23 protein-coding genes are annotated in these 11755 nt (G+C 31.2%); all 23 read left to right on the forward strand.

Annotation, left to right across the window (positions count from 1 at the left end; genetic code table 11):
• Nucleotides 1–96 precede the first annotated feature (96 nt).
• From rpsL to rplO, 23 genes are read left to right on the forward strand one after another with little or no spacing between them, the layout of a single operon-like run.
• On the forward strand, nucleotides 97–468 hold the full coding sequence (gene rpsL / locus ACIJYE_RS02800; RefSeq protein ID WP_435091052.1) for a 30S ribosomal protein S12: 372 nt from the start codon (nucleotides 97–99) through the stop codon (nucleotides 466–468).
• Nucleotides 468–938 (forward strand): 30S ribosomal protein S7, encoded by a 471-nt coding sequence (rpsG, locus tag ACIJYE_RS02805; RefSeq protein WP_435091053.1) that lies wholly within the window; start codon nucleotides 468–470, stop codon nucleotides 936–938. The genes rpsL and rpsG overlap by 1 nt, the downstream gene beginning before the upstream one ends.
• A 6-nt stretch (nucleotides 939–944) precedes the next feature.
• Nucleotides 945–3023 carry an elongation factor G gene (gene fusA, locus ACIJYE_RS02810; RefSeq protein ID WP_435091054.1) on the forward strand — a complete coding sequence of 693 codons (2079 nt, stop codon included), beginning with the start codon at nucleotides 945–947 and terminating at the stop codon, nucleotides 3021–3023.
• 2 nt (nucleotides 3024–3025) lie between these two features.
• Nucleotides 3026–3334 (forward strand): 30S ribosomal protein S10, encoded by a 309-nt coding sequence (rpsJ, locus tag ACIJYE_RS02815; protein ID WP_023648425.1) that lies wholly within the window; start codon nucleotides 3026–3028, stop codon nucleotides 3332–3334.
• A gap of 2 nt (nucleotides 3335–3336) precedes the next feature.
• Nucleotides 3337–4047, forward strand: a complete 711-nt coding sequence (gene rplC, locus ACIJYE_RS02820; RefSeq protein WP_435091055.1) for a 50S ribosomal protein L3 — start codon at nucleotides 3337–3339, stop codon at nucleotides 4045–4047.
• A complete protein-coding gene (gene rplD / locus ACIJYE_RS02825) occupies nucleotides 4047–4670 on the forward strand; it encodes a 50S ribosomal protein L4 (RefSeq protein WP_435086896.1) in 624 nt (207 codons plus the stop codon). The genes rplC and rplD overlap by 1 nt, the downstream gene beginning before the upstream one ends.
• 1 nt (nucleotide 4671) lies before the next feature.
• The gene (gene rplW, locus ACIJYE_RS02830) at nucleotides 4672–4965 is read left to right on the forward strand and encodes a 50S ribosomal protein L23 (RefSeq protein WP_435086898.1); all 294 of its coding nucleotides are present in this window, start codon (nucleotides 4672–4674) and stop codon (nucleotides 4963–4965) included.
• Nucleotides 4966–4968: 3 nt separating this feature from the next.
• Nucleotides 4969–5808, forward strand: a complete 840-nt coding sequence (gene rplB, locus ACIJYE_RS02835) for a 50S ribosomal protein L2 (RefSeq protein WP_435091056.1) — start codon at nucleotides 4969–4971, stop codon at nucleotides 5806–5808.
• The gene (gene rpsS, locus ACIJYE_RS02840; protein WP_297681959.1) at nucleotides 5808–6104 is read left to right on the forward strand and encodes a 30S ribosomal protein S19; all 297 of its coding nucleotides are present in this window, start codon (nucleotides 5808–5810) and stop codon (nucleotides 6102–6104) included. The genes rplB and rpsS overlap by 1 nt, the downstream gene beginning before the upstream one ends.
• Nucleotides 6105–6106: 2 nt before the next feature.
• Entirely contained in the window at nucleotides 6107–6505 is a 399-nt protein-coding gene (gene rplV / locus ACIJYE_RS02845) for a 50S ribosomal protein L22 (RefSeq protein WP_435091057.1), read from the forward strand.
• Nucleotides 6489–7169, forward strand: coding sequence for a 30S ribosomal protein S3 (gene rpsC, locus ACIJYE_RS02850; protein WP_435086902.1), 681 nt, complete (start codon nucleotides 6489–6491; stop codon nucleotides 7167–7169). Before rplV ends, rpsC begins: the two co-directional genes overlap by 17 nt.
• The gene (gene rplP, locus ACIJYE_RS02855) at nucleotides 7169–7579 is read left to right on the forward strand and encodes a 50S ribosomal protein L16 (RefSeq protein ID WP_023648433.1); all 411 of its coding nucleotides are present in this window, start codon (nucleotides 7169–7171) and stop codon (nucleotides 7577–7579) included. Before rpsC ends, rplP begins: the two co-directional genes overlap by 1 nt.
• Nucleotide 7580: 1 nt before the next feature.
• On the forward strand, nucleotides 7581–7772 hold the full coding sequence (gene rpmC, locus ACIJYE_RS02860; RefSeq protein WP_435091058.1) for a 50S ribosomal protein L29: 192 nt from the start codon (nucleotides 7581–7583) through the stop codon (nucleotides 7770–7772).
• Nucleotides 7765–8001: a 30S ribosomal protein S17 gene (gene rpsQ / locus ACIJYE_RS02865; protein WP_435091059.1), complete on the forward strand. Its 237-nt coding sequence runs from the start codon at nucleotides 7765–7767 to the stop codon at nucleotides 7999–8001. The genes rpmC and rpsQ overlap by 8 nt, the downstream gene beginning before the upstream one ends.
• Nucleotides 8001–8369 (forward strand): 50S ribosomal protein L14, encoded by a 369-nt coding sequence (gene rplN / locus ACIJYE_RS02870; protein WP_008544079.1) that lies wholly within the window; start codon nucleotides 8001–8003, stop codon nucleotides 8367–8369. The genes rpsQ and rplN overlap by 1 nt, the downstream gene beginning before the upstream one ends.
• Before the next feature lie 2 nt (nucleotides 8370–8371).
• Nucleotides 8372–8617 carry a 50S ribosomal protein L24 gene (gene rplX, locus ACIJYE_RS02875; RefSeq protein WP_435086906.1) on the forward strand — a complete coding sequence of 82 codons (246 nt, stop codon included), beginning with the start codon at nucleotides 8372–8374 and terminating at the stop codon, nucleotides 8615–8617.
• Complete coding sequence (gene rplE / locus ACIJYE_RS02880) at nucleotides 8617–9171, forward strand: 50S ribosomal protein L5 (protein ID WP_435091060.1); 555 nt, start codon at nucleotides 8617–8619, stop codon at nucleotides 9169–9171. The genes rplX and rplE overlap by 1 nt, the downstream gene beginning before the upstream one ends.
• Nucleotides 9172–9173: 2 nt before the next feature.
• On the forward strand, nucleotides 9174–9479 hold the full coding sequence (rpsN, locus tag ACIJYE_RS02885; protein ID WP_435091061.1) for a 30S ribosomal protein S14: 306 nt from the start codon (nucleotides 9174–9176) through the stop codon (nucleotides 9477–9479).
• Nucleotides 9480–9489: 10 nt separating this feature from the next.
• Entirely contained in the window at nucleotides 9490–9885 is a 396-nt protein-coding gene (gene rpsH, locus ACIJYE_RS02890; RefSeq protein WP_435091063.1) for a 30S ribosomal protein S8, read from the forward strand.
• The gene (gene rplF / locus ACIJYE_RS02895; protein WP_435091065.1) at nucleotides 9885–10424 is read left to right on the forward strand and encodes a 50S ribosomal protein L6; all 540 of its coding nucleotides are present in this window, start codon (nucleotides 9885–9887) and stop codon (nucleotides 10422–10424) included. Before rpsH ends, rplF begins: the two co-directional genes overlap by 1 nt.
• Nucleotides 10424–10780: a 50S ribosomal protein L18 gene (gene rplR, locus ACIJYE_RS02900; protein ID WP_435091066.1), complete on the forward strand. Its 357-nt coding sequence runs from the start codon at nucleotides 10424–10426 to the stop codon at nucleotides 10778–10780. Before rplF ends, rplR begins: the two co-directional genes overlap by 1 nt.
• A gap of 2 nt (nucleotides 10781–10782) precedes the next feature.
• A complete protein-coding gene (rpsE, locus tag ACIJYE_RS02905; RefSeq protein WP_435091068.1) occupies nucleotides 10783–11298 on the forward strand; it encodes a 30S ribosomal protein S5 in 516 nt (171 codons plus the stop codon).
• Nucleotides 11298–11750, forward strand: a complete 453-nt coding sequence (gene rplO / locus ACIJYE_RS02910) for a 50S ribosomal protein L15 (RefSeq protein WP_028036903.1) — start codon at nucleotides 11298–11300, stop codon at nucleotides 11748–11750. Before rpsE ends, rplO begins: the two co-directional genes overlap by 1 nt.
• Nucleotides 11751–11755 lie beyond the last annotated feature (5 nt).

Here is an 11755-nt window from a genome sequence, read left to right on the forward strand (position 1 = left end):
TGGAATGTAGTACTTAGTAATAGTACTAAACGCTGCCACAAAATAACCTGCCAGTTATTTTCATCTAAAAATAAATTAATTAATTTAATAAAATATATGCCAACTATAAACCAGTTGTTAAGAAAAAAAAGAATTAAACAAGTAACAAGGAACAAGGTTCCAGCATTACAAAAGCAACCACTTAAAAGAGGTGTGTGTGTTAAAGTTTATACAACAACTCCAAAAAAACCAAACTCAGCATTAAGAAAAGTTGCTAGAGTTCGATTATCAAATGGTTTTGAAGTTACAGCTTATATTGGTGGTGAAGGGCACAATCTTCAAGAACACTCAGTAGTATTAATTAGAGGCGGTAGGGTAAAAGATTTACCAGGTGTGCGTTATCACATTTTAAGAGGAAATCTTGATACTCAAGGTGTTGCCAATAGAAAAAAAAGAAGATCTTTATACGGAACTAAAAAAGGTAAATAATGTCTAGAAAAAAAACTCAACCAAAAAAAAATGTAGTTCCAGATCCAAAGTTTAATTCAACTATCATACCAAAGTTAATTAACAATATAATGTACGATGGTAAAAGAGGTGTTGCAGCTAAGATTGTTTACGATGCAATAGATAAAATTAAAACAAAATCCAAAGACGAGCCAATTAATATTTTTAATGAAGCAATAAATAATATTAAGCCAACTGTTGAAGTAAGATCAAGAAGAGTTGGTGGTGCTACTTATCAAGTTCCAGTTGAAGTAAAAAACAAAAGAGCTCAAGCTTTAGCTATTAGATGGCTTGTAGATTCTGCAAGAAAAAGAAAAGATAAACACATGTCAGATAAAATTTTTAATGAATTGTTTGATGCTTATGAAAAAAAAGGTGCTGCAGTTAAAAAAAGAGAGGACGTGCATAAAATGGCTGAGTCAAATAAAGCCTTTGCACACTTTAGGTGGTAATAATTAATGGCTAGAACTCATACATTAGATAAATACAGAAATATTGGGATCATGGCTCATATTGATGCTGGCAAAACTACTACTACAGAAAGAATTTTATATTATACAGGTAAAAGTCATAAAATTGGTGAAGTACATGATGGTGCTGCAACTATGGACTGGATGGAACAAGAGCAAGAAAGAGGAATCACAATTACCTCTGCAGCAACTACTTGTTTTTGGAATGATCATAGAATTAATATTATAGACACGCCTGGTCACGTTGATTTTACTATTGAAGTTGAAAGATCTCTTAAAGTTTTAGACGGAGCTGTTTGTGTTTTTGATGGTGTTGCAGGTGTAGAACCACAATCAGAAACTGTTTGGAGACAAGCAGATAAATACAAAGTTCCAAGAATTTGTTTTGTGAATAAGTTGGATAGAACTGGTGCAGATTTCTTTAGATGCGTGGATATGATTAGAGATAGATTGGGATGTAAACCACTACCAATTCAGATACCAATTGGAATTGAAGCATCACTTTCGGGTGTTGTTGATCTTGTTAAAATGAAAGCACAAGTTTGGAAAAATGAAGCACTAGGCGCTGAATGGGAATACAAAGATATTCCTGATGATTTGAAAGAAATTTCTCAAAAGTACAGAACTGAATTAGTTGAAACTGCAGTTGAACAAGACGAAAAATTAATGGAAGCTTATTTAAATGGTGACGAAATAAAAGAAGAAGATTTAGTTAGATGCATAAGAAAAGGAACTTTAAACTTCAGTTTTGTTCCGATCACAACTGGTTCTGCATTTAAAAATAAAGGTGTTCAACCATTACTTGATGCTACAATTAATTATTTACCAAGTCCAATTGACATTGGGTCAATTAAAGGAACTAAACCAGGTTCTGAGGATGAGATGGAAATGAAATTTGAAGATAGCCAGCCTTTTTCAGCCTTAGCTTTTAAAGTTGCAAACGACCCATTTGTTGGTTCTTTAACATTTATCAGAATTTATTCTGGTACTATTAAAACTGGAACAGGTATTTTTAATTCATCAAAAGAAAAAGAAGAAAGAGTTGGAAGAATGTTATTGATGCATGCTAACTCCAGAGAAGATATTAAGGAAGCAAATGCAGGAGACATTGTTGCGTTAGCAGGTTTAAAGTACACTATAACAGGACATACTTTATGCGATGAAGAAAAACCTGTTCTATTAGAACCTATGGAATTCCCAGATCCTGTTATCGAAATTGCTGTTGAACCAAAGACAAAAGCTGACCAGGAAAAAATGGGTGAAGCTTTGGGAAGACTTGCTAAAGAAGATCCATCATTCAGAGTTACATCAGATGAAGAGTCTGGTCAAACAATCATCAAAGGTATGGGTGAACTTCACTTAGATATTATTGTTGATAGAATGAAAAGAGAATTTAAAGTTGAAGCTAATGTTGGGGCTCCTCAAGTTGCGTATAGAGAAACTTTAGAAAATGCTTCAGAAGTTGAATATACTCACAAAAAACAAAGTGGTGGGGCGGGTCAATTTGCAAAAGTTAAACTTCTTGTTGAACCTCAAGAACCAGGTGCTGGTAGATCTGTTGAAAGTAAAATCAAAGGTGGAGCTATCCCTAAAGAATTTATTCCAGGTGTGGAAAAAGGTATTGAAACAGTTTCAGACAATGGAATTCTTTGTGGATTTCCTATGATAGATTACAAAGTGACTATTATAGATGGTCTACATCATGATGTGGATTCTAGTGTGCTAGCCTTTGAATTAGCTGGCAGAGCTTGTTTTAAAGAAGCTTGTACCAAAGGAACATTAAAACTTTTAGAACCAGTAATGAGAGTTGAAGTTGTTACACCAGAAGATTATATGGGTGATGTAATAGGGGATTTAAATAGTAGAAGAGGCCAAATTAGCACTCAAGAACAAAGAGGAAATGCAACAGTAATTACAGCTATGGTCCCTCTAGCAAACATGTTTGGGTACATTAATAATTTAAGATCAATGTCTCAAGGAAGAGCCCAATATTCAATGTTCTTTGACCATTACTCTAAAGTGCCACAAAACGTACAGGATGAAGTAACTAAGAAGATTGCAGGGTAATTATGGAAAAACAAAATATTAGAATTAAACTTAGAGCATACGACAACAAGATTTTAGATGCATCTACAGAAGAAATTGTAAATACAGTAAAAAGAACAGGTGCTACTATTAAAGGTCCTATTCCATTACCAACAAGAATTGAGAGATATACGGTCTTAAAAGGCCCACATATTGATAAAAAAAGTAGAGAACAATTTGAGTCAAGAACTCATAAACGTTTAATAGATATTATAGAGCCAACACCACAAACAGTAGAAGCTTTAATGAAACTTGATCTGGCTTCAGGTGTAGATGTGGAGATTAAAATTTAGTTATGACCGAGATTGCTTTAATTGGAAAAAAAATAGGAATGACTAGAGAGTTTTATAAAACTGGTCAACTTGTTCCTGTGACTGTACTTAAGGTTGAAAAAGCTAGAGTTATTCAAGTTATTGATGAAGAAAAAAGAGGCTACAAGGCAGTACAACTTGGTTATGGAAAAATCAAAAATTCCAAACTTACAAAAGCTATGAAAGGCTTTTATGCTAAAAAAAATACTGAAGCAAAAAAGAAACTAAAAGAATTTAGAGTAAAAGATACAGAGACATATAAAGAAGGTAATGAATTTGGCCTTGAAATATTTAAGGATACAAAATTTGTTGATACAAGATCAAAAACTATAGGTAAAGGATTTGCTGGGGCGATGAAAAGATGGAACTTTGGAGGCTTAAGAGCCAGTCACGGTGTGTCAGTTTCACATAGAGCTCATGGATCAACAGGACACAGTCAAGATCCAGGAAAAGTATTTAAGGGAAAAAAAATGGCTGGTCACATGGGTGACAGACTTAGAACAATGCTTAATATTGAAATTATCAAAACAGACCTAGAAAATGAACTTTTGTATTTAAAGGGTTCAATTCCAGGCTCAAAAAATACAGAAGTAGTGGTAAGAAAATCAGTTAAAAATATAAATAAAATGACGATTTCAGAAAAAATTGCAGCAGCAGAAGAAGCTAAAAAAACACCTGACAAAAAGAAAAAATAATGAAAATAGAAAAAATAAGCATTGATGGAAAAAAAGATACTATTGAAGTATTAGATAAAATATTTTCTGCAAAAATTAATAGTAAGTTGGTAAGTAGTGTTTTATATAAAACTAACGCTAATTACAAAGGTAGACACGCTAAAACGAAACAGCAAAATGAAGTAAGTGGACCTACATCAAAAATTTATGCCCAAAAAGGAACTGGTGGAGCAAGACATGCAAGTAGAAAAGCACCAATATTTGTTGGTGGTGGTATAGCACATGGTCCTAAGGGTGAACTTGCCTACAAAAAAAGAAAATTAAATAAAAATGAGAAGAAGCTAAGTGTAGCATCTTTAATTACTGAAAAAAATAAAGATAAAAATTTATTAATTTTAAGTGATTTTTCTGCTGAAATTAAAAAAACCAAAGAAATGAATGCAATTATTCAAAAATTAGAGATATCAAATTCTCTAATTATTCTAGATAAAGCCTCTAAAGAGAAAATTGAAAAATCAGCCAGAAACATTCCAAATGTTAAAGTAACTGATGTAAACCATTTCAGCTCATACGATATTATAAAATTTAAAAAAGTTGTTTTTACTGAAAGCTCAGTAAAAGAACTGGAAAAGAGATATTCTTAAAATGGATAAAATACATTTATACGATAAAATTGTCTCTCCAATGGTTACAGAGAAATCAACAAATTTGTCAGAACAAAATAAAATTGTTTTTAAAGTTCCCGCTGGTGCAAACAAAACAAACTTAAAAAAAAATATTGAAAAAATTTTTAAAGTAAACGTGACTAAGATTAATATAATCAACAAACAGAATAGAGTTAAAATAACCAGAGGAAAAAAAGTAAGAGTTTCTGGTTTTAAAAAAGCAATAATAACACTTAAAAAAGGTCAAAGCATTGACCTAACTACAGGGATTTAATAAATGGCATTAAAAACTTTTAAACCTTACACAAAATCTACCAGAGGAACTATTCTGGTTGACAGAACTGGTCTGTGGAAAGGTAAACCTTTCAAATCACTTGTATCTCCAAAAAACGCAATGAAAGGCAGAAACAATAACGGACACATAACCAATATTAATAGATCTGGTGGCCATAAAAAAATGTATAGACATGTAGATTTTTACCGTAAAAAATTTGATATGGAAGCTACTGTTGAAAGAATTGAATATGATCCAAATAGATCGTGTTACATTATGTTAGTAAAATTTGAAGACGGTTCTCATGCTTACTATTTAGCACCACAAAAAATCAAGGCTGGTGATAAAATTGAAAATGGTTCTAAAAAAGAAATTAAAGTTGGCAATTGTATGCCACTCCAAGATATTCCAGTTGGCATAAATATACATAACGTTGAAATTCAGCCTGGTGCTGGTGGTAAAATTGCTAGATCTGCTGGTTCGTCAGTAACAATAAGTGGCTTAGATGGAAATTATAGTTTAATTAAATTAGCTTCAGGCGAAGTTAGAAAAATAGACTCTAGATCTTTGGCTACAATAGGAATTTTAACTAATCCAGATCAAAAAAATATTAAAATTGGTAAAGCAGGAAGATCAAGGTGGCTTGGAAGAAAACCACATACAAGAGGTGTAGTGAAAAACCCGGTAGATCACCCTCATGGTGGTGGAGAAGGTAAATCAGCTGGTGGTAGACATCCAGTTTCACCAACAGGACAATCTGCTAAAGGATTAAAAACAAGAGATAATAAGAGAACAGATAAATTTATTGTTAAGAGAAGAAATAAAAGGAAGGATACTAAGTAATGGCTAGATCAGTGTGGAAAGGCCCTTTTGTTGAAGAAAGCTTAATGAAAAAAGTTGATAAATACAAAGATGATCCTAAGAAAATTCCAATTAAAACATGGTCAAGAAAATCAACAATATTACCTGATTTTGTAGGTGTAAGTTTTCAAATTTATAATGGTAAAAAATTTATACCAATCACAATTTCAGAGGATATGGTTGGACATAAATTAGGTGAATTTTCACCTACAAGAACTTTTTATGGGCACACACCAGCAGATAAAAAAGCTAAACCCGCAACAGCGGCTAAAAAATAAATATGAATAAGACAAAGAAAAAAAATAGAAAAAAAGTAGACACAGTTAAATCTGTAAACAATAGTATTAGAACTAGTGTTAGAAAACTTAATCCTATTTTGAAAAGTATTGTCGGAAAAAAAGTTGATGTAGCTATTCGAGATTTACAATTCTCTGCTAAAAGGATTAGCAAAGATATTAGAAAAACAATAAATTCTGCAGTGGCTAATGCCGAAAACAACTTTCAGTATGATATTGATAACTTAGTTGTTAAAGAAGCTTATTGTGGAAAAAAAATTGTTATGAAAAGATTTAGACCAAGAGCAAAAGGTAGAGCTGCACCAATTTTAAAACCTTGGTCAACAGTAACTATAATTTTATCAGAAGTTAAACAAATGGAGAGTCATGGGACAAAAAGTTAATCCTGTAGGTTTTAGATTAGGTATCAATAGAGGTTGGGATTCTGTTTGGTATGCTAAAAAGAAAGATTTTGGAAATTATTTAATAGAAGATTTTAAAATTAGAGATTATATAAAAAAAAATGTAGTTAATTCTGGTGTATCAAAAGTGATGATAGAGAGAACATCTAATAAATGTTATGTTACTATCTACACCTCAAGACCTGGGTTTGTTATAGGAAAAAAAGGTAGTGATATTGATAAAATTAAGAATAATTTATCAAAATTTACAACTAATGAAGTTGCACTTAACATTAAAGAAGTAAAAAAACCTGAAACTAATGCATATTTAGTTGCTGAGAACATAGCTCAACAATTAGTAAAAAGAATTTCATACAGGAGAGCTATGAAGAGATCTATGCAATCATGTATTAGATTAGGAGCAAGAGGGATTAAAGTTTCTATAAGTGGAAGACTTGGTGGAAACGAAATAGCTAGAACTGAGTGGTTAAGAGAAGGCAGTATACCATCACACACATTAAGAGCTGACATAGATTACGCTGAAGCAGAAGCTTTAACAACATATGGTATTATAGGAATTAAGGTTTGGATTTATAAAGGTGAAGTTTTTGCAAGAGAGTTTAGTCAGGAAACTAATAAAGCAGCACCAAAAGAGGGTAAAGAATAATGCTTCAACCGGTTAGAACTAGATGGAGAAAAGCTCATAAGGGAAGAATCCATGGAACAGCGACTAGAGCAAGCTCTATCAACTATGGAGCGTTTGCTCTGAAAGCTTTACAGCCAGAAAGAATTACAGGGAAACAAATTGAAGCTGCCAGAGTAGCTCTTACTAGACATATGAAAAGACAAGGAAGAGTTTGGACTAGAGTGTTTCCAAATATCCCAGTATCAAAAAAACCGATTGAAGTAAGAATGGGTAAAGGTAAAGGGAATCCAGAATTTTTTGCTTGTAGAGTTAAACCTGGAAGAATTTTGTTTGAAGTTGATGGTGTTTCTGAGCAGATAGCTAAAGAAGCCCTTTATAAAGCATCAGCCAAACTGCCAATAAAAACTAAAACTATTAAGAGGTTTGCTTAATATGAAAAAACAAGAAATTAAAAAATTATCAAAAGATGAAATGATAAAAAATATAGATAAATTAAAAAAAGATCTTTTTAATTTTAGATTTCAAAAGATTAATTCACAAGTAACAAACCCAGCAAAAATTAGTGAGACAAGAAAAACAATTGCAAGATTAAAAACTATATTAAAAGGAAAAATTAATGCCTAAAAAAATATTAACTGGTGTAGTAATTAGTGACAAACCAAACAAAACTATAACTGTAATGGTTGAGAGAAAATATTCACACCCTGTTCTAAAAAAAGTAATAAAAGTAAGAAAAAATTATAATGCCCATGATGAAAATAACAAATTTAAAACTGGTGATAAAGTTTCAATAATCGAAAGTAAACCATTTTCAAAAAATAAAAAATTTCAAGTAATGGAGAATACAAAATAATGATTGGTGTACAAACAGAGCTGCAAGTTGCTGACAATACCGGAGCAAAAAGAATCGAATGTATAAAGGTTCTTGGTGGCTCAAAGAGAAGATATGCTAGTATTGGTGATACTATTGTGATTGCTGTAAAAGAAGCAATTCCAAAAGGTAAAGTTAAAAAAGGTACTGTTCATAAAGCTGTTGTTGTAAGAGTTAAAAAAGGAATTCATAGAAACGATGGTTCAAAAGTTAAGTTTGATAACAATGCAGCAGTTTTGGTTGATGACAAAGGTGAACCGGTGGGAACAAGAATTTTTGGTCCTGTAACAAGAGAACTAAGAAGCAGAGGGCAGATGAAAATAATTTCACTAGCACCGGAGGTTTTATAAAGATGATCAAAAAAGGATTAAAAGTAAGAGTTTTAACAGGAAAAGATAAGAAAAAAGAAGGTGAAGTTATTGAAATTGATAGACCCAATAATAGAGCTAAAGTTAAAGAAATTAATATGGTTAAAAAACACATAAAAACAACTAAAGAGAAAAAAGGTGGAATTGTATCTAAAGAAAGCTTTATACATTTATCAAACCTTAAACTAATTGATGAAAAAGTTACAAAAAAAGCAGAGGCTAAAAAATAATGACACCAAGATTAAAAGAAATTTACAGTAAAGAAATTCAGCCAGCTTTAAAAGACAGTTTAGCTCTTAAAAATATTTTTATGGTACCTAAAATTGAAAAAGTTGTTTTGAATATGGGGCTCGGTTTAGATGGTGCTGATGCTAAAATTTTAAAAGCTGCAGAAGAAGATATGGGAAAAATTACTGGTCAAAAACCTGTTATCACTAAATTTAAAAAGTCAGTTGCAAATTTCAAAACTAGAAAAGGATCAAATGCAGGGTTGAAGGTTACGTTGCGAAAGAATAAAATGTATGAATTTATTGATAGACTTGTTAATATTGCTCTACCAAGAATTAAAGATTTTAGAGGTCTTTCTCCAAAAGGCTTTGATAAATTTGGTAATTACACTTTTGGTGTAAAAGAACATATTATTTTTCCTGAGGTTAGTTTTGATAGAGCTGACAAAGTAAGAGGTTTAGATATTGTTGTTGTAATTAAAGCATTAAATAAAGAGCATGCTTTTGCATTATTGGAAAAAATGAATTTTCCATTTATTAAAAAAGGAGACAATTAAACATGGCTAAAGTAAGTGCTGTAAATAAAAACGATAAAAGAATAAAACTTTCAGATAGACTTTATAAAAAAAGACATAGTCTTAAAAAAATTATTATGGATAAAAAATTACCCTTAGAAGAAAGATTTAAAGCTCAACAAAAACTTTCGCAAATGCCTAGAAACTCAGCGAAAACAAGAGTTATGAATAGATGCAAAATTACAGGAAGACCTCATGGGGTATATAGAAAATTAAAAATATCAAGAATAGCTTTAAGGGACTTAGGTTTAGCTGGATTAATTCCAGGAATGACTAAGTCAAGCTGGTAGAAAGGAAATTATGAGTTTAAGTGATCCAATAGGAGATATGATAGCAAGAGTTAAAAATGCTCAGGCAAGAAATCATAAGAAAGTAGTTTTACCATCTTCAAATTTTAAAACAAAAATTGCCGACATTCTTAAGAATGAGGGCTTTATAAAAGATTTTAAAATTAATGAGGAAGAAAAAAAACCAATTTTATCTTTAGAGCTTAAATATCATTCTGGTAACCCAGTGATTAGTGCTTTTGAGAGAGTTTCAAAACCAGGCAGAAGAATTTTTTCTAGTGCCGAAGGTTTACCAAAGATAAATAACGGTTTAGGTATTGCTATAGTTTCTACACCAAAAGGTGTTATGACAGACATTGATGCGAGAAAGCAACGTGTTGGTGGTGAAATAATTTGTAAGGTATTTTAATGTCAAAAATTGGTAAAATAAGCATCTCAATTCCAGAAAAAGTTAAAGTTGTTTTAGCTGATAACATCATAAATATCGAAGGACCTCTGGGCAAAAAATCTATCGGTATTGATTTAGAAATGTTTAACCTTGACATTAAAGATGGTAAGGAAATTTCAATTAAACCAAAAAAAATTGATCAAAATTCAAAAAGACTTTGGGGAATGAATAGAAGTTTAATTAACAACGCTGTTATAGGTTCTAGTACTGGTTATGAAAAAACTTTAGAGCTTGTTGGTGTTGGTTATAGAGCAGCTTTAAAAGGTAAGCAGCTTAATCTACAGCTTGGATATAGTCATGATATTAATTATGATATTCCAGATGGAATTAAAATTGAAGTAGAAAAACAAACAACATTAAAAATATCTGGATCTGATAAACAGCAAGTAGGATCAGTTGCATCAAAAATTAAAACTTATAGAAAAATTGAACCTTATAAAGGTAAGGGTATACGTGAAAAAGGACAGTATGTTCTTAAAAAAGAAGGAAAGAAAAAATAATGAAATTAAATACTAGTATTAGAAAAAGATTTAGGGTGAGCAATAAAGTCAAGAAAGTTGCATCTAAAGATAGATTTAGGCTAAGTATTTCTAGATCCTCTAAAAATATTTCAGCGCAAATAATAGATGATATAAAAAATATAACATTAATATCAGCTTCCTCTGTTGAAAAAAATGTTCGTTCAGGAGAAAAAGTAAATAAAACTGAATTATCAAAAATAGTTGCCACAAACCTTGCTAAAAAAGCTCAAGAAAAAAAAATTACCAAAGTATACTTTGATAGAGGTGTATACAGATATCATGGCAGAGTAAAAATATTTGCCGAAACTTTACGTGAAAAAGGAATGGAATTTTAATTATGGAAAATTTTAAAGATAAAAAATCTGACGATATATTAGAAAAATTAGTTCATATAAATCGTATTACGAAGGTTGTTAAAGGTGGAAGAAGATTTGGGTTTTCAGCACTAGTAGTTGTTGGAAATCAAGCGGGTAAAATAGGTATTGCACATGCTAAAGCAAAACAAGTTCCTGATGCAATTAAAAAAGCTAATGAAATGGCAAGAAGAAAACTCACTCATATTCCATTAAGAGAAGGCAGAACAATTCACCATGATGTTAAAGCTAAGGATGGTTCAGGTAGAATAATTCTTAGAGCGGCATCTAAAGGAACTGGAATTATTGCTGGAGGCCCAGTAAGAGCAGTTTGTGAGGTATTAGGTGTTAAGGATATTGTTGCAAAATCTATGGGTACTTCAAATGCACATAATGTTATCAGAGCTACCATGAAAGCATTACTAAAACAAAATTCGCCGAAACAAATTTCGGCTATTAGAAATAAAAAAATTTCAGAAATAGTTGAGAAAAGAGGATAATGATAACTTTAAATACTAAGGATAAGATTAATAAATCTAAAATGAGAGTTGGTAGAGGTATTGGCTCAGGTAAAGGTAAAACTTCTGGAAGAGGTGTTAAGGGTCAAAAATCTAGATCTGGTGTTGCTATCAAAGCTTTTGAAGGTGGTCAAATGCCGTTATATCGAAGGTTACCAAAAAGAGGTTTTAATCCAATTTCAAGAACAAATATAGCAATTATGAATCTTGAAAAAATTCAGTCATTTATTAATGAAAAAACCATTAATCCTAGTGACACTATAAACATGGAATTACTTAAAAAATTGAAATTAATTAATAAAAATTCTCAAAAGTTAAAAATACTTGGTACTGGAGAGATTAAAGATAAAGTTAATATAGAAGCAGATTTAGCATCCAAATCAGCAATAGAAAAACTAGAAAAAATTAGTGGATCTATTCAATTGAAAAAATAATATAT

The sequence above is a fragment of the Candidatus Pelagibacter bacterium nBUS_30 genome, assembly GCF_051201245.1.
Classification (GTDB): domain Bacteria; phylum Pseudomonadota; class Alphaproteobacteria; order Pelagibacterales; family Pelagibacteraceae; genus Pelagibacter.